The following is a 16062-nucleotide window of genomic DNA, read 5'->3' as shown; positions in this document are numbered from 1 at the left end:
TTTGTATACCCTGTTTTCTTTGATGTATAGCTTATGATCCAAGCTACCCCTCGGTTATTTGCAGAAAAAACATTTACCTATAATGGTGAGTGCCCTAAACTTACCGATTAATAGGTTAAATGGTATTACCATTTGCTTGGTATTTGTTTAAATTTTAACAATCGCAAGTCACAAAGGTAGGGGCAATGTTGCAGGCGCGACAAAAAATCTCAGACGTAATCACTGAACAGCTCGAGAGCATGATTTTAGATGGCTCTTGGTTGGCGGGTGAGCAGTTACCTTCTGAGCGCGAACTTGCAGTCCAATTTGAGGTTTCGCGCCCTTCCTTGCGTGAGGCTATACAAAACCTACAAGCCAAAGGCTTGGTAACCCGACGCCAAGGTGGCGGCACTTTTGTTAATCGCAAGCTCAACTCAGCAATGACAGATCCATTGTTGGCATTGGTGGCAGAGCGCCCGGAAACTCAGTTTGATTTGTTGGAGTTTCGTCATGCGCTTGAAGGTATGGCAGCCTACTATGCTGCTTTGCGCGGGCAAAAAGAGGATGATGCAGCGCTTGAACGTGCGTTGCTCGGAGTTAATCAATCCAGTGATACTGACACAAGTGGTCAGGCGAAAGCGTTAGGAGAGTTTTATTTAACGATGGCGCGAGCGTCTCACAATATGGTGTTAGTGCATGTCATGCGTACCATGCAATCTATGTTGATAGAAAATATCCGACGGAACTTGGATATGTTGGCACAGCAGCCAAACGTAGCGGCAGAGATCCGTGCACAACGCGAGAAAATTGTGACGGCAATCATCCAGCGCGACCCTGGGCTTGCGCGTACTGCCAGCAATGCACACTTGGCCTTTATTGAAGCCACATTGTTAAAAATTAATCAGCGTGATCTGCGCATGCAGCGAGCGCTTAGAAGAATAGAGACGGATTAGCCTCACATTTGGCCGCAAAAAACGATTGAATGCGCTAGGCTTATCCAAAATGAATAATACAGTTAGTCAACGATAGGACCGCACCATGTCAGAAATGATGCAGCACGACCAAGACCCTCAAGAAACACAGGAATGGATCGATTCGTTAGAATCGGTTCTGGAAAATGAAGGTGTTGAACGTGCCCACTTTTTACTCGAGTCTTTGATCGAAAAAGCGCGTCGCAACGGGGCTCATTTACCGTATGATGCTACTACTGCCTACATCAATAGTATCCCGGCCGGGCAAGAGCCGACGATGCCAGGCGATCAAACCATCGAAACTAAGATCCGTAATGCGATCCGCTGGAATGCGTTGATGATGGTATTGCGTGGCTCGAAGAAAGACCTTGAATTGGGTGGTCACATCTCTAGCTTTGCGTCTTCAGCAATGTTGTATGACGTAGGTTTTAATCACTTCTTCCGCGCTCCAACGGATGATAATGGCGGCGATTTTTTGTTTGTTCAAGGTCACGTATCCCCCGGCATTTATTCACGTGCGTTTATTGAAGGCCGGTTAAGTGCCGACCAACTCGATATGTTCCGTCAGGAAGTAGATGGTAAGGGCGTGTCTTCATATCCTCACCCCAAACTGATGCCTGACTTTTGGCAATTCCCAACGGTTTCGATGGGACTAGGTCCAATGCAAGCGATTTACTTAGCTCGCTTCCTTAAATACCTAACCAATCGTGGATTGAAAGATTGTTCTAACCAACGCGTGTGGTGTTTTATGGGTGATGGTGAGGTCGATGAGCCGGAAAGCTTGGGCGCTATCGGTTTGGCATCACGGGAAAATCTCGACAACCTGACCTTTGTTATCAACTGTAACTTGCAGCGATTGGATGGTCCTGTACGCGGTAATGGCAAGATCATTCAGGAACTCGAAGGTACTTTCCGGGGTGCTGGCTGGGAAGTGATCAAGGTCATATGGGGGCGCTATTGGGATCCGTTATTGGCGCGCGATACGTCAGGTAAGTTACTCGACGTGATGAACGAAACAGTTGATGGTGAATACCAAAATTACAAAGCCAAAGGTGGTGCGTACACGCGTGACAATTTCTTCGGTAAGTATCCTGAGCTTAAAGACATGGTTGCTAATATGTCTGATGAAGACATTTGGCGCTTAAACCGCGGTGGTCATGATCCAGTAAAAGTTTACGCTGCTTATAAACGAGCAACCGAGACTGAAGGTCGTCCACAAGTGATCTTAGCCAAGACAGTTAAAGGGTACGGTTTGGGTGAAGCCGGTGAAGGCAAAAACATTGCCCATAACGTTAAGAAAATGGATACCGAGTCGGTTAAGAAATACCGCGACCGCTTCAATATCCCATTGTCAGACGATGACTGCGCTAATTTGAATTACTACAAGTTTGACGAAGATAGCCCAGAGATGAAATATCTGCGCGAAAAGCGTGAAGCATTAAACGGTTACATGCCGGTGCGTCGCGTCAATAGTTCAGAGGAGTTGCCAGCTCCGCCGTTGAAAGCTTTTGAAGCTATAATCAAAGGCTCAGGCGACCGCGAGATTTCAACCACGATGGCGTTTGTGCGCGTGTTGACCGTTATGCTTAAAGATAAGCAAATAGGGCCGCGTGTGGTACCAATCATTCCTGATGAGGCACGGACTTTCGGGATGGAAGGTTTGTTCCGTCAAGTGGGTATTTACAGCAACTCTGGGCAGAAATACATCCCACAAGATAAGGATCAGGTTGCTTACTACCGTGAAGATAAAAAAGGGCAAGTACTGCAAGAAGGCATTAATGAATTGGGTGCCATGTCATCCTTTGTCGCCGCAGGTACTTCATACTCATTGAACGATCTGCCGATGTTGCCGGTGTACATCTATTACTCAATGTTTGGTTTCCAACGCGTGGGTGATATGGCCTGGGCGGCGGGTGACTCACAAACCCGAGGTTTCTTGGTTGGTGGTACTGCAGGGCGCACCACATTGAATGGTGAAGGTCTGCAGCATCAGGATGGTCATAGCCATATTCAGGCTGGTTTAATTCCAAACTGTATCAGTTACGACCCCACATTCGGTTATGAAGTCGCAGTAATTGTGCAAGACGGGATCCGTCGGATGCTAGAGAATCAGGAAAACGTGTTCTATTACCTGACTGTAATGAACGAAAACTACGTTCAGCCTGAGATGCCAAAAGGTTGTGAAGAGGGCATTATCAAAGGGATTTATCCGCTTGAGCGCTTAGGCAATGCAAATGCTAAGAAACAAGTGAACCTGCTCGGCTCGGGCACCATCTTGTTGCAAGTGCAGGAAGCGGCAAAAATCTTACACGACGATTATGGCGTTGCTTGCCAAGTCTACAGTGTAACCTCGTTTAACGAGTTGGCACGCAACGGCAATGATGTCGAGCGCCACAATATGTTGAAGCCGGATGCCAAAGCGCAAAAGCCGTACATCACTGAAGTGTTGGAAGAGGGCTTCGCAGGGCCAACTATTGCGGCAACGGATTACATCAAGAACTATGCAGATCAAGTTCGAGCTTTTGTACCAGGCACCTACAAGGTACTCGGTACTGATGGCTTTGGGCGTTCGGATAGTCGCGCCAATTTACGTCGGCATTTTGAGGTGGATAGCGCACATATCGCCTATGCAGCGCTATATGAGTTGCATAAGGGCGGCTCATTAGATGCGAAGGCGTTAGCTAAGGCTGCAGATGCGCTCGGTATCGACGCAGACAAACCTAACCCGTTTTACGCCTAAACCGATAGGGAGAGTAAAGTATGTCGATTAAAGAAGTATTAGTACCCGATATCGGTGATGATGAAGTTGAAGTCATTGAGCTTTGTGCGGCTGAGGGCGATAGCATTGAAGCGGATGGTTCACTGGTAACTGTCGAAAGTGACAAGGCCAGCATGGACATACCAGCGCCATTTGCAGGCACACTGAAATCATTAAAAGTAAAAGTCGGTGACAAAATCAAGCAAGGCGATTTGTTAGCCGAGCTTGAGGTCAGCGCAGGCAGTGAATCGCAAGATGATGATTCTGAAGCTGCTCAGGCAGCAGAGGCTGAGCCAGAAACCACACAGGAGAGCAGTGCTGCTCCAGCAAACGACAATAACGAGTCAGTGACGGTAACCGTCCCAGATATTGGTGACGCTAGTGATGTTGAAATCATTGAAATTTTAGTCAAAGAGGGTGATGAGGTTGCCGAAGAAGATGGCTTGATCACACTCGAGACTGACAAAGCGACCATGGATGTACCTGCTCCGCAAGCTGGCGTTATCACTGCACTTAAGGTCAGTGTCGGTGATAAAGTTTCACAAGGCTCTGTCATTCTAGAAATGAGTGGAAAGGATAACAAAGCTGCAAGTTCAAGCTCAACGAGCAGCCCTGCGCAGTCGCAGGAGAGAACCTCCGATGACGCTGCGTCAACTCCAGCGCAGAGTGAATCTGCTGCCGGACCAAGTGTTGTAGAAGTTAGCGTTCCGGATATTGGCGATGCCAGCGACGTGGATGTTATCGAAGTACTAGTTAAAGAAGGTGATAGCGTCGCTGAAGAGGATGGCCTTATTACACTTGAGACTGATAAAGCGACGATGGATGTACCCGCACCGCAAGCAGGTACGGTAAAAACCTTGAAAGTAAGCGTCGGAGACAAAGTGTCTAAGGGCAGTTTGGTGTTATTGCTCGAGGTTGCCGGCGCTAGCGCTGAGTCAGCACCAGCCGAGCCGAACAAAGCCCAAGAGCGTCAAGCTGAGCAGCCAAAAGCAGAATCCAGCGAAACCAGTAGCGCTGCACCAAAACCACCGCCGGTACCGCATCATCCGTCTGCGGGTGAAAAGCAGAAGTCAGGCAAGGTACATGCATCACCATCGGTGCGTCGTCTGGCGCGGGAGTTTGGTGTTGACCTCACGCAAGTGAATGGTACAGGTTCGAAGAACCGGATTTTGAAAGAAGATGTCCAGTCGTACGTTAAATATGAACTATCCAGACCGAAGCTGACGCCAGGCGCTAACGTATCAGCGGGTGGCGGAGGCTTACAAGTACTGGCACCGCCCAAAGTAGACTTTAGTAAGTTCGGTGAAGTGGAAGAAATTCCATTGACGCGTATACAGAAAATTTCTGGTCCGAACCTGCACCGCAACTGGGTTACCATTCCACACGTGACCCAGTTTGAAGAAGCTGATATCACTGACTTGGAAGTGTTCCGTAAAGAACAAAATGCGCTGGCAGAAAAGCGCAAGCTTGGGGTTAAGATTACGCCGCTAGTGTTTATGATGAAGGCGTGCGCAGATGCGTTGAAGGCCTATCCGGTGTTCAATACTTCACTGTCAGAGTCTGGCGAATCGTTGATCCAGAAAAAGTACTACCACATCGGTATTGCAGTGGATACGCCGGGAGGATTGGTAGTGCCGGTGGTGAGAGATGTTGATAAAAAAGGCGTGCTGGAATTATCCAGAGAATTGACTGAAATCAGCATTAAAGCGCGAGACGGCAAATTAAAAGCTGCTGACATGCAGGGCAGCTGTTTCACTATCTCAAGCTTGGGTGGAATTGGTGGTACTGCATTTACTCCTATTGTAAATGCGCCGGATGTCGCCATATTAGGGGTATCAAAAAGTGAAATGAAACCGAAGTGGAATGGCAAAGAGTTTGAGCCGCGCTTGATGTTGCCATTATCACTATCCTACGACCATCGGGTTATTGACGGTGCTGTCGCAGCGCGGTTTGCTGTGCACTTGAGTAGTGTATTGGGCGATTTACGCCAAATTCTGCTGTAAAACTGGAAAAATGGGTATTTTGTTCAACAATTTACCTAATATTTTTGCACTCGGATGCGCAGAACATTAGAATCTGCGCATACTTATGTCACGTATGTTGGCATTCTGATTTGAATTAAATTTGAGGTCGTAATGAGCGAAATAAAAACTCAGGTAGTCGTGTTAGGTGCAGGCCCTGGTGGTTACTCCGCAGCGTTCCGTGCTGCAGACTTAGGTATGGATGCGGTCGTGGTAGATGCCCGCGAAACCCTAGGTGGTGTCTGTTTGAATGTTGGTTGTATTCCTTCCAAAGCGCTTTTGCATGTGGCTAAGGTAATTCAGGAAGCAAAACACCTATCTGCACACGGTGTGACATTTGGCGAACCTCAATTTGACCTTGATAAAATTCGCGCCTGGAAAGACAGCGTAGTTAACCAGCTGACAAAAGGCTTAGCTGGCATGTCTAAAATGCGCAAAGTCAAACATGTGCAAGGTTACGGTAAGTTTACCGGTGCGAACACCCTCGAGGTCGAAGGCAATGATGGTAAAACCACCATCACATTTGAACATGCCATCATCGCAGCCGGTTCAGAGCCAGTATCTTTGCCATTTATTCCCGCGGATGACCCTCGAGTCATTGACTCTACTGGTGCCTTAGAAATGGCCGACATTCCAGAAAAAATGTTGGTATTAGGTGGCGGTATCATCGGTCTTGAGATGGGTACTGTCTATAATGCTCTTGGTACACAGATTGATGTGGTTGAATTCCTGGACCAACTGATCCCAGCAGCAGACAAAGACATTGTTAAGGTTTACACCAAAACCTTGAAAAACAAGTTTAACCTCATGCTGGAAACCAAAGTTACTGCAGTTGAAGCGAAAGACGATGGTTTATACGTAACTTTTGAAGGTAAACAAGCGCCTAAAGAGCCGGTTCGTTATGACAAAGTATTGGTTGCGGTCGGACGCAAGCCAAATGGTAAACTGATCGACGCGGATAAAGCCGGTGTTAATGTTGATGATCGCGGGTTTATCAATGTCGATAAGCAAATGCGCACCAACGTTGCGCACATCCACGCTATCGGCGACGTTGTGGGCCAGCCAATGTTAGCGCATAAGGCGGTACACGAAGGGCATGTGGCGGCAGAAGTTATTGCAGGTAAGAAACACTTCTTTGACCCACGTTGTATTCCTTCAGTGGCGTACACTGAGCCAGAAGTTGCTTGGGTTGGTTTAACTGAAAAAGAAGCTAAAGAGCAAGGTATCAATTACGAAACGGCATCATTCCCATGGGCAGCATCTGGTCGGGCAATTGCTTCTGCAGCAACAGATGGACTTACCAAAATGATTTTTGAGAAAGAATCAGGGCGAGTTATCGGTGGCGCTATTGTGGGCACCAATGCAGGTGAAATGTTAGGCGAAATTGGTTTAGCGATTGAAATGGGCGCTGACGCTGAAGATGTTGCTTTAACTATCCATGCACACCCAACATTGAATGAGTCTATCGGTTTAGCCTCAGAAATCTTTGAAGGAAGCATTACCGACATGCCGAATCCAAAGGCAAAGAAACGTTAATTCGTTAACAGCTTTGAAAAAGCCAGCGTTTGCTGGCTTTTTTATTGCTGATCCTGAAAGATATCTTCAATGCTGCATGCGAAGATACGGGCTGCTTTAAATGCCAATGGCAAACTTGGGTCAAACTTACCAGTTTCGATTGCGTTTACAGTCTGGCGACTGACATCCAAGGCTTTCGCTAAATCGGCTTGGGTCCAGTCACGCTCAGCACGAAGTACTTTTAATCGGTTTTTCATTGGTATTTCCTAAACCCAATAAACACGCTAACGATATAGCTGATCCCCATTACAAACAGAATATTGGACGGATTTGGGCTAAAGGAGATCAAGCGGATAGCTTCAAGCAGTCCATATATCGCTCCAAATACCATACTTACACCCAGCGAAATGGCCATCGCATTGAAGTGGATACGGCGCTGTAACTCATCTAAACCATCAAAATGACGCTTGTTAGCAATAATCATGCGATAACCCATAAACAGATTTACGGCAATCGCTATGACGCTGTAGGTTGGCGCATAGTCCCAGAAAAACTTTGGGCCAAAAGCAATTACTGCAAGACTAATCACCCAGCAGCTCGTCCAAATAAATAAACTGCGATTAGACTCACGCATGCGCTGTGCCAAGGGTTTTGATTCAATATTTACCATAAAATTTACCTTCTCAAACATAAAGTCAACTAAGCTTGACTTTATGTAATGCTAGCTTTGCAAATAGTGCGTGTCAAGCCTGTTTTACATAAATTCATCAAAACTTGACATTCTTTCTAAACGAATGATTTAAGAAATACTTAGGAATACGCGATAATTGCGGCGATAGAGTTAGACGTTCTTTGTCTCACGGTATTATATGTACATGCAATAGTTAGCAATTAGAGAGCTAGTCATAGCGCATTAAAGCCTTCATGTTCACAATTCAAGGTAGTGCTTCGAGGGTATGAATAAACTAACGATCAAAATATATAATGCGCTATAGTGTTGAGCATGCATCGGCTACGTTTATGCTATGAGTTCACAAAATCCTAATCCACAGCTGCAACAGATTGAAATGTTTTCTGTTCCAAGCCCTTGTATCGGTGTGTGCGAGGCCAATCAGCGCGGTTTCTGTAAAGGCTGCTTTAGGAGTCGAGAAGAACGGCTGTATTGGACGCAAATCTCTGATGCCGCCAAGCGTATCATTTTACAAAATTGTAAGCGTAGAGCGAGTGCGTCGTTAAAAAGGTCACAAGCAGACATTGAACAGGCGCCCGAACAGAGCGATCTGTTCGGTTCTGGCGATCAGTCACAGTGACTCCATTAAGCCCATAATTAATCTATCTATAAAGTAAAAAACCCTTAATTCATAAGGCGTTTATCGTTATACTTTAAGTAGTTTGAGGATTGGGGTATGACATGCCGATAGAAACGTTTGCAGACTCTGCATCAGAGTCATTCACACTGCCGCAAGTTTGCATAAAGTTGCGTGGCATGCTGGATGACGGAAAGCATGATCTAGATGATATTGCGCGCATGATTGCTGTGGATGCGAACTTAAGTGCAAAAGTGCTTCGCTTAGCGAATAGTGCATTGTTTAGATTTCCTAGCCAAATTGAATCAGTAACCAAAGCGATCACCGTCATTGGTGGTGAAGCTTTATATAACATTGTGATGGCAGAAACTGCGTCATTAGCCTTCAAGCACTTTGACAATGACCTCGTTGATATGAATCGACATTGGCATAATTCGGTGTACTGCGGTATGGCAGCCAAAAATACTGCCGGCGTGTTAAAAAAGCGAGCCACAGACCGATTTTTTGCAATGGGTATATTACAAGGTTTGGCTGAGCTTGTGATTGCCAAAAATGCTTCTGAACAATACCGACAAATTATTGATGAAAATGAGACGGGCGTACCTTGGCAAAAGCAACGAAAGGTACTTGGTTTCGTGTTTGCTCAGTGTAGCGGTGCTATTTTAGAGCGCTGGAAATTACCCCTGCCAATTTATTACCCGATAGCGCAAATGCACAACGGCGCTAGAGTGGCGCAAGACCAAGATGTGGCGATTATGACCTTCGCTGCGCAGCTTACCGAATCACAGGCGCATAAAGAAAAGTATCGTGCACTAGCATTGTGGGCTGATGACACTCAGCCGGCACTGGGCTTAAGTGATGACGATATTGCTGAAATTACCGAAATGACGAATCGTGATACAGCGCGTATTGCTAGTACCTTATTGAGTTAGAAGGTTAAGGCTGGATGAAGTTACATCTCATGTTATTGGGTGTTTGTTTTTGCGCGCATGGCTCAGTGTTAGCCAGTGCCAATATTATGAAGTCAGTTTATGATTTGGATTTTGACGTAGATTATGAACTGGATTCAGACCCAATATTTGAAATGGATGGTGAGCTCGGGTTTATTACCGCGTCGGGAAATACCAACACGTCGAGTATCAAGGGGGCATTGGATGCGACCCATGAAACTCACAATTGGAGTAATCAATACCGTCTAGAGTTACTGTACAAAGAATCTGAAGTAGATAGCGACGAAGGTCGTAGGACAGATGTAACTGCGCAACGAGTATACGCAACCGCACAAATGGACTATAAGCTCGATGACCCTGACAATCGTTTATTTGTCTTCGGCGAGTATGACAATAATCGATTTAGTGCATACAAGTATCAGGCTGCAATTGCTGCAGGATGGGCACAAAAAGCGATTAACGAAAAAAACTATCAATTCAGATACAGCATTGGTCCTGGTTATGGTGTGGCGATTGAGCATGATGGTGCGGTGGATGAAGAAAAACATGGATTTATATTACGCGCGTCAATTGAGTACAAGCAGCAATTGTCCGATGTCGCCAAGCTGCGACAGTTTTTAAGCACTGAAGCAAACGATGCGACCACGCGCTCGCGCTCTGAGACTTCGATTTCGGCTAAAATAATGGATTCAATGGCGATGAAGCTTTCGTTTATAATGAATTACAATAGTGGCCTAAATGATGCAGAGACAAAAAGCCTGGATACAGAAACATCTGTAGCTTTGGTTTATCAATTTTTTTAATCAATTAATCATAGTATACCCAAGTTGATCGCATTGCCGTTGCAAACGAGGGAGTTAACCATTTCGATGAAAGGAAAAGACATGAAAAAGTTAGTTATTGCTGGGGCAGTGTTAGCGGCGTTTAATGCGACAGCCGCTGAAGAGTCCACGTTTACGATGGACGGTGAATTTGGTTTGATTTTTACCACGGGAAATACCGAAACTACATCCGCCAGTGCTGGCTTAAACGCCAAGCAAGAGCTAGAAAAGTGGAGCAACGAGTATTTAGTTGAGGGCCTGTATAAGCAAGATACGGTCACTAACGATTTAGGTGAGGACGTTGAACAGACTTCAGCGCAGAAATTCTTTGCTTCGGCACAGGGAAACTATAAATTAGAAAACCCTGATCATCGGATCTTTGCCTTTGCTTCGTATGAAGATGACAGATTTAGTAACTTTAAATATCAAGCGACTATCGCTGCCGGTTGGAACCAGAAAGTCTGGGAAGATGAAACAAGCAGTTTCGATTACAGTATTGGTCCTGGTTATTCATTTTCTGAAAGCCAAACTGGTGAAGATCTTGATAGCGCAATCTTACGTGGTGCTTTTAATTACACGTGGTTCATTTCTGAAACCTCTAAGTTCACTCAAAAGTTCAGTACTGAAATTGGTTCAGACAACACTAAGTCGCGGGCAGAATCAGCATTGACTGCTACGATCAGTGGTGCGCTTTCTATGAAACTATCATTAAAGCTGGATCATAACAGCGATGTTGCGGAAGGTGTCGATAACCTTGACACCGAAACGGCCATCACATTGGTTTACACATTCTTTTAAACGTCTCGTTGCTTGCCTTGCTGTTAAAAAAACAAGGCCGGCGCGAAGCCGTTTATGGGTGAAAAAAGGAGAGTCTCGACTCTCCTTTTTTGCGTTTGATATGGGATATAATGATTGACCGTCGAATACGATAGTCAGTCCCCACAAGGTTAGCTAATGCTAGTGCAATACGCGGGCTTTAATCGTACCTTCAATTTTTTCCATTTCTGCGAATGCATCCATTGCGCGGTCAGCTTCTACATCAATAACTACATATCCAATACTGTCGTTGGTTTGTAAATACTGCGCGAGAATATTGATACCTTTGTCTGCAAAGGCCTGGTTAATTTGGGTCAATACACCAGGACGGTTGATATGGATATGTAACAGTCGCGACGTATCAGTATGTGCCGGTAACGAAACTTCTGGGAAGTTAACAGCCGATAAAGTTGAACCGTTATCACTGTATTTGGCCAGTTTACCGGCGACCTCAATACCAATGTTCTCTTGTGCTTCTTGTGTACTTCCTCCTACATGCGGAGTGAGAATTACATTATCAAATTGGCGTAAAGGTGACTCAAATTCTTCATCATTAGATTTGGGTTCGACTGGAAAAACGTCAATCGCAGCACCGCTGATATGCTTACGCTGCAGCGCGTCCACTAACGCGTCGATGTCGATAATTGTGCCGCGGGCTGCGTTAATTAAGATAGCGCCGGGTTTCATTTCGGCTAACTCTTTCTTGCCAATCATGTTCATCGTTTGCACGGTTTCAGGTACATGAAGGGTAACGACATCAGATGTATTCAAAAGTTTTTTAAGGCTTTTGACTTGGCTTGAGTTACCCAACACCAGTTTGTCCTCAATATCGAAAAATTGCACCCGCATTCCAAGGTGCTCAGCGAGAATGCTTAACTGTGTTCCGATATGTCCATATCCAATGATACCGAGTGTTTTACCGCGCGCTTCAAAGGAACCAACGGCACTTTTTAACCATTCACCGCGGTGCGCCTTGGCGTTCTTTTCTGGAATGCCACGTAACAGCAGTATAATTTGACCCAGCACCAATTCAGCGACTGAGCGAGTATTGGAAAATGGCGCGTTAAACACCGGGATGCCGCGAGCTTGAGTTGCCGCAAGATCAACTTGATTGGTACCGATACAAAAGCAGCCAACGGCCACCAGCTTGTTAGCTGCATCAATGACACGTTGAGTTAGCTGAGTGCGTGAGCGGATCCCAATGAAGTGCACATCTTTAATTTTTTCGATCAATTCATCTTCTGGTAACGACGTTTTTAAACTCTCAATGTTGTGGTAGCCGTTACTTTCTAGTGTCTCGATTGCACTGGGGTGCAAGCCCTCCAATAACAGGATCTTGATTTTATCTTTAGGCAGCGAAACTTTACTCATGATGCGTGGCTCTCGGCTTGAAGGTTAGTTAAGACATCTAGACGTCCAAAAGAAGTTGGAAAATACCAGATGTCTTGGTAAATAAAAAGACTTAATTGTGCTATTTCAGGGTTTCAACGCCATTTTCACCGCCAACCAAGACTAGGTCTGCTCCGCGCTGGGCGAAAAGGCCGTTGGTCACGACGCCGACAATATTATTGAGTTGATATTCAAGTTCACTGGGATTCAAGATGTTTAAGTTGTGCACATCTAAAATCACATTACCATTATCGGTGATCACGTTTTGACGATAGACCGGGTCGCCACCCAGTTTCACAATTTCTCGCGCAACATAGGAGCGTGCCATCGGTATCACTTCAACCGGTAACGGGAATTTACCGAGCATCGGCACTTGTTTAGTATCGTCGATGATACAAATAAACTGTTTAGCCACTGCTGCGACTATCTTTTCGCGTGTTAGTGCCGCCCCACCGCCTTTGATCATGTGTTTGTGCTCGGTAATTTCATCAGCACCATCCACGTAAATCGCTAAATCATCCACGCTGTTGAGATCAAAAACCTCAATGCCCAGAGCCTTCAGTCGCGCGGTCGATGCATCTGAACTAGACACCGCACCTTGGATCTTATGCTTGATAGGGGCTAAAGCGTCAATGAAATAGTTCACGGTAGAGCCCGTGCCAACCCCAATAATACTGTCTTCTTGCACATAAGCGACAGCAGCGGTAGCTGCAGCGCGTTTTTTATCGTCTTTTGTCATTGTGAGCCTTGATTGAAATACAGCAACTGTGAAGCGCCTAATTGTAGCGCAACTTAGGCTGAATTTAGAGCAAGCAGAAAAATTTTTAGCGTTTTTCTATCCCGCGGCAGCTAACTTCAAAGAGGGAGTTACAATATAGTCGAGTGGAATGTCCCAAGGCTCTGTGGGCAATTCCTCAGTATGCTGACAATCGTGGGCAATACCAATCAAAATTGGTTTATCTGCGCTTTCTAAGTCAGCTAATGTACGATCGTAAAAGCCCCCCCCCATACCTAAGCGGTTGCCTTTACTATCAAACGCAACTAGCGGCAGGAACAGTGCATTTAATTCGTTTAAGCGGACACAATCGTTAGCTGAGTAGATTGGCTCAGCGATGCCATACCGATTAGCATTCATTGGAGTATTCGTATGGTAGTGCTGAAACTGCAAATGACCTGAACGGTACGGATCTAATACTGGCAACGCAGTTTTTATACCTAGCTGCCAACATGCAGTTATGGTTGGAGTCAAATTCAACTCACCATCATTGGCCAGATATACGGCAATTCTTTTAGCTTTAGAGAAGAGGGATAGCGTGGACAGCTGGTGGCACAAGTCTTGTGCCGCCTGTTGTTGTTGTGACTCTGATAACGCATTACGCGCCGCTCTGAAGTGGCGGCGCAATGCCGATTTATCTGCTTGCTCCAAGGCTTATTTAGCGTAGGTATCGATAAACAACTGAGTCAGTCGGGCATGGTCCACGCCGGTTGCGACTTTGATTTTCTTCGCGTCTAACCATAATGGACTCGCCGTCGTGCCCAGCGGAGCTACGGCAGTTTGACCGCGATTTAATGGATCAGTCGCGACGCGGATATGGCCTTCGGTGAGTTCAAATAAGCTTTCATCAATCAAAAAAGCTAGCGGAAACGCATCGTGAAAGAAACACACGCGGTCATCACGATTTTGTGAATAGAAATCAATGTAAAACTGCGCAGATTGCTGTACGAAGCCACCTAGCTTACCATTCTTGCTGGCTAGCACATCAACAAAACTAGGGTCAAAGGGAACGTTGTTGGTGACATCCAGACCAAACATGGTGATATCCCAATCAGCACTAAAAACGATGTCTGCAGCGAAGGCATCATTCCATATATTCGCTTCTGCTACGGGAGTGACATTGCCTTTCACAAAGGCTGCACCACCCATGATCTTGACTCCCTTAACCAACTTAGGTAACTCTGGATCAAGACGTAACGCCAAAGCAAGATTACCCAATGGGCCAATTGCTACCAGCGTAACTTCGCCAGGATTTGCCCGAACAGTATCAATGATAAATTGGGCCGAACTGCGCGGATCAAGCGGTTTATCTGAGAGCGGAAAGCCAATATTGCCAAAGCCATCGTCGCCATGCACAAAGTGCGCATATGAAGATTCCGGACCTACCCAAGGCATCCCTACGCCTTGAGTAACTGGGATATCCTGTCCAGCAAGTTCGCATAACGTAACCGCGTTCCGTGCAGCCATGGTTACAGGCACGTTGCCGTATACAGTGGTTAAGCCTAGAACTTCAATATCCGGCGATTGAAACGCGAAGAAAATTGCCATCGCATCATCAATTCCCGGATCCGTATCTAAAATTATTTTTTCTGCCATGTGTGTGTCCAATTAAATAGGTTTAGCTGTGCTTTGCTAAAAATCGATTAACTTTATCAACATCTGGAATCGACTGCGCGGCACCTTCAACAGTAACAGCTAATGCAGAAGCTGCACACCCGCGGGTCAACGCCTGTTTAGGATCGACATGATCCGTGTATGCGGCGAGGAAATAGCCAATAAATGTATCACCTGCAGCAGTGGTGTCGATGGCGTCAACAACAAACGCTGAGACTTCGATTTTTTGTCCTTTGCGCAACATGATAACGCCTTGCTTACCTAACGTGATAATCACCTCGCCATGCTGCCAGTGCTCAGTAAAGTATGCCTCAATTCCAGCCATATCCTGGGTTCCGGCAAATTCTGCGGCTTCGACTTCGTTGACTATAAGCAGGTCAATACACTCAAGTGGCAAAGACTTAACCGATTCCGTCATCGGCGCGGGATTAAACGCGACCTTCAAGCCCTTCTCTTTGGCTAGTTTAAGCGCATCTTCAATCGCCGAAGTCTCGTTTTGGGTTAACACCCAGTCAGTCGACTTAACGTTATCGAGCGCCGCTAATACCGTTTTATGATCAAGTTCTTGATTAGCGCCACCAAATAGCACAATTGCATTTTCACCATTGGGAGTCACTTGGATAATCGCGTGCCCGGAAGGGGTGTCTGTGCATTGCACGTGTTTGCAATCAATACCCTGTTTTATCAGTGTTTGCTTGATGTGCGCGTCGTTATTGTTGATGCGTCCAACATGACGTACTTCAGCGCCGGCTTTAGCCAACGCAATTGACTGATTCGCGCCTTTGCCGCCAAGCAATTGTTGGTAGTGATGTGAAGCAATTGTTTCACCAGGTTGAACGAAATGCTCAACCTGATAAACATGGTCAATGTTAATTGAGCCAAAATTAATAACGGCCATCGTTTTCCTGTTAACTGAAAAGGCGCCTCCCAAAGTACCGCTGTTCATGTGCGCCCGTGAACCGAAAGTTCAGGGCGGAAGTTTCATCACTGCCGCAGGCGTCTCGATACGAGCCGAGCTTGCACAAAAGCAGTGGAATCAACTTCCTTGGTAAAAAGCATCGGCCAGGGACATGAATGAACTGGCAAATACCCCAGGAGGCATTGTTTGAATTATTATTGGCGTAAGGGTAGCGCAAACGTTGGAAA

The 16062-nt window shown here is 46.0% G+C and carries 15 protein-coding genes and 1 other RNA gene; 8 read left to right on the top strand and 8 right to left on the bottom strand.

Features of this window, described 5'->3' with window-relative positions; all coding sequences use genetic code 11:
• Positions 1-185 precede the first annotated feature (185 nt).
• From CSH92_RS05295 to lpdA, 4 genes are all read left to right on the top strand, one after another.
• A complete protein-coding gene (locus CSH92_RS05295) occupies positions 186-932 on the top strand; it encodes a GntR family transcriptional regulator (protein ID WP_100656569.1) in 747 nt (248 codons plus the stop codon).
• A gap of 85 nt (positions 933-1017) precedes the next feature.
• Positions 1018-3690 carry a pyruvate dehydrogenase (acetyl-transferring), homodimeric type gene (gene aceE / locus CSH92_RS05290; protein WP_100656568.1) on the top strand — a complete coding sequence of 891 codons (2673 nt, stop codon included), beginning with the start codon at positions 1018-1020 and terminating at the stop codon, positions 3688-3690.
• 20 nt (positions 3691-3710) lie between these two features.
• Positions 3711-5711 (top strand): dihydrolipoyllysine-residue acetyltransferase, encoded by a 2001-nt coding sequence (gene aceF / locus CSH92_RS05285; protein ID WP_100656567.1) that lies wholly within the window; start codon positions 3711-3713, stop codon positions 5709-5711.
• A 132-nt stretch (positions 5712-5843) separates the two neighbouring features.
• On the top strand, positions 5844-7265 hold the full coding sequence (gene lpdA, locus CSH92_RS05280; RefSeq protein ID WP_100656566.1) for a dihydrolipoyl dehydrogenase: 1422 nt from the start codon (positions 5844-5846) through the stop codon (positions 7263-7265).
• 41 nt (positions 7266-7306) lie between these two features.
• Here the strand turns inward: lpdA and CSH92_RS05275 are convergent, their stop codons facing one another.
• Both CSH92_RS05275 and CSH92_RS05270 read right to left on the bottom strand, forming a co-directional pair.
• The gene (locus CSH92_RS05275; protein WP_100656565.1) at positions 7307-7501 is read right to left on the bottom strand and encodes a helix-turn-helix transcriptional regulator; all 195 of its coding nucleotides are present in this window, start codon (positions 7499-7501) and stop codon (positions 7307-7309) included.
• The gene (locus CSH92_RS05270) at positions 7498-7914 is read right to left on the bottom strand and encodes a hypothetical protein (protein ID WP_100656732.1); all 417 of its coding nucleotides are present in this window, start codon (positions 7912-7914) and stop codon (positions 7498-7500) included. The genes CSH92_RS05275 and CSH92_RS05270 overlap by 4 nt, the downstream gene beginning before the upstream one ends.
• 355 nt (positions 7915-8269) lie before the next feature.
• Here CSH92_RS05270 and CSH92_RS05265 point away from each other — a divergent pair, with 355 nt between their 5' ends.
• The 4 genes from CSH92_RS05265 (at position 8270) to CSH92_RS05250 (ending at position 11120) form a co-directional block, all read left to right on the top strand.
• Positions 8270-8554, top strand: coding sequence for a DUF1289 domain-containing protein (locus CSH92_RS05265; RefSeq protein WP_100656564.1), 285 nt, complete (start codon positions 8270-8272; stop codon positions 8552-8554).
• Between the two features lie 101 nt (positions 8555-8655).
• On the top strand, positions 8656-9483 hold the full coding sequence (locus tag CSH92_RS05260; protein ID WP_100656563.1) for an HDOD domain-containing protein: 828 nt from the start codon (positions 8656-8658) through the stop codon (positions 9481-9483).
• Positions 9484-9497: 14 nt separating this feature from the next.
• Positions 9498-10304 (top strand): DUF481 domain-containing protein, encoded by an 807-nt coding sequence (locus CSH92_RS05255; RefSeq protein ID WP_100656562.1) that lies wholly within the window; start codon positions 9498-9500, stop codon positions 10302-10304.
• A gap of 81 nt (positions 10305-10385) precedes the next feature.
• Complete coding sequence (locus CSH92_RS05250; protein ID WP_100656561.1) at positions 10386-11120, top strand: DUF481 domain-containing protein; 735 nt, start codon at positions 10386-10388, stop codon at positions 11118-11120.
• Positions 11121-11279: 159 nt separating this feature from the next.
• Here the strand turns inward: CSH92_RS05250 and serA are convergent, their stop codons facing one another.
• The 6 genes from serA to ssrS all read right to left on the bottom strand — a co-directional run bounded on the left by serA (position 11280) and on the right by ssrS (position 16017).
• Entirely contained in the window at positions 11280-12509 is a 1230-nt protein-coding gene (serA, locus tag CSH92_RS05245) for a phosphoglycerate dehydrogenase (RefSeq protein WP_100656560.1), read from the bottom strand.
• A gap of 100 nt (positions 12510-12609) precedes the next feature.
• Positions 12610-13266 (bottom strand): ribose-5-phosphate isomerase RpiA, encoded by a 657-nt coding sequence (gene rpiA, locus CSH92_RS05240; RefSeq protein ID WP_100656559.1) that lies wholly within the window; start codon positions 13264-13266, stop codon positions 12610-12612.
• Between the two features lie 96 nt (positions 13267-13362).
• The gene (locus tag CSH92_RS05235) at positions 13363-13953 is read right to left on the bottom strand and encodes a 5-formyltetrahydrofolate cyclo-ligase (RefSeq protein WP_100656558.1); all 591 of its coding nucleotides are present in this window, start codon (positions 13951-13953) and stop codon (positions 13363-13365) included.
• Between the two features lie 3 nt (positions 13954-13956).
• On the bottom strand, positions 13957-14898 hold the full coding sequence (locus CSH92_RS05230; protein ID WP_100656557.1) for a nucleoside hydrolase: 942 nt from the start codon (positions 14896-14898) through the stop codon (positions 13957-13959).
• Between the two features lie 22 nt (positions 14899-14920).
• Complete coding sequence (locus tag CSH92_RS05225) at positions 14921-15814, bottom strand: ribokinase (RefSeq protein WP_100656556.1); 894 nt, start codon at positions 15812-15814, stop codon at positions 14921-14923.
• 22 nt (positions 15815-15836) lie between these two features.
• Positions 15837-16017: non-coding RNA, 6S RNA (ssrS, locus tag CSH92_RS05220), on the bottom strand.
• Positions 16018-16062 lie beyond the last annotated feature (45 nt).

Source organism: Neoalteromonas flava (genome assembly GCF_002807685.1).
Classification (GTDB): Bacteria; Pseudomonadota; Gammaproteobacteria; order Enterobacterales; family Alteromonadaceae; genus Alteromonas_E; species Alteromonas_E flava.
Note: the sequence above shows the minus strand (reverse complement) of the source record. Positions and strands in the feature narration are given on the sequence as shown.

What these genes read in the sequence shown, in the direction of transcription:
- CSH92_RS05260 (WP_100656563.1), top strand. Translation starts at nt 8,656, where the DNA reads ATGCCGATAGAAACGTTTGCAGACTCTGCATCAGAGTCATTCACACTG.
- CSH92_RS05270 (WP_100656732.1), bottom strand. Translation starts at nt 7,914, where the DNA reads ATGGTAAATATTGAATCAAAACCCTTGGCACAGCGCATGCGTGAGTCT.
- CSH92_RS05250 (WP_100656561.1), top strand. Translation starts at nt 10,386, where the DNA reads ATGAAAAAGTTAGTTATTGCTGGGGCAGTGTTAGCGGCGTTTAATGCG.
- CSH92_RS05265 (WP_100656564.1), top strand. Translation starts at nt 8,270, where the DNA reads ATGAGTTCACAAAATCCTAATCCACAGCTGCAACAGATTGAAATGTTT.
- CSH92_RS05295 (WP_100656569.1), top strand. Translation starts at nt 186, where the DNA reads ATGTTGCAGGCGCGACAAAAAATCTCAGACGTAATCACTGAACAGCTC.
- CSH92_RS05230 (WP_100656557.1), bottom strand. Translation starts at nt 14,898, where the DNA reads ATGGCAGAAAAAATAATTTTAGATACGGATCCGGGAATTGATGATGCG.
- lpdA (WP_100656566.1), top strand. Translation starts at nt 5,844, where the DNA reads ATGAGCGAAATAAAAACTCAGGTAGTCGTGTTAGGTGCAGGCCCTGGT.
- CSH92_RS05275 (WP_100656565.1), bottom strand. Translation starts at nt 7,501, where the DNA reads ATGAAAAACCGATTAAAAGTACTTCGTGCTGAGCGTGACTGGACCCAA.
- CSH92_RS05225 (WP_100656556.1), bottom strand. Translation starts at nt 15,814, where the DNA reads ATGGCCGTTATTAATTTTGGCTCAATTAACATTGACCATGTTTATCAG.
- serA (WP_100656560.1), bottom strand. Translation starts at nt 12,509, where the DNA reads ATGAGTAAAGTTTCGCTGCCTAAAGATAAAATCAAGATCCTGTTATTG.
- aceE (WP_100656568.1), top strand. Translation starts at nt 1,018, where the DNA reads ATGTCAGAAATGATGCAGCACGACCAAGACCCTCAAGAAACACAGGAA.
- rpiA (WP_100656559.1), bottom strand. Translation starts at nt 13,266, where the DNA reads ATGACAAAAGACGATAAAAAACGCGCTGCAGCTACCGCTGCTGTCGCT.
- aceF (WP_100656567.1), top strand. Translation starts at nt 3,711, where the DNA reads ATGTCGATTAAAGAAGTATTAGTACCCGATATCGGTGATGATGAAGTT.
- CSH92_RS05255 (WP_100656562.1), top strand. Translation starts at nt 9,498, where the DNA reads ATGAAGTTACATCTCATGTTATTGGGTGTTTGTTTTTGCGCGCATGGC.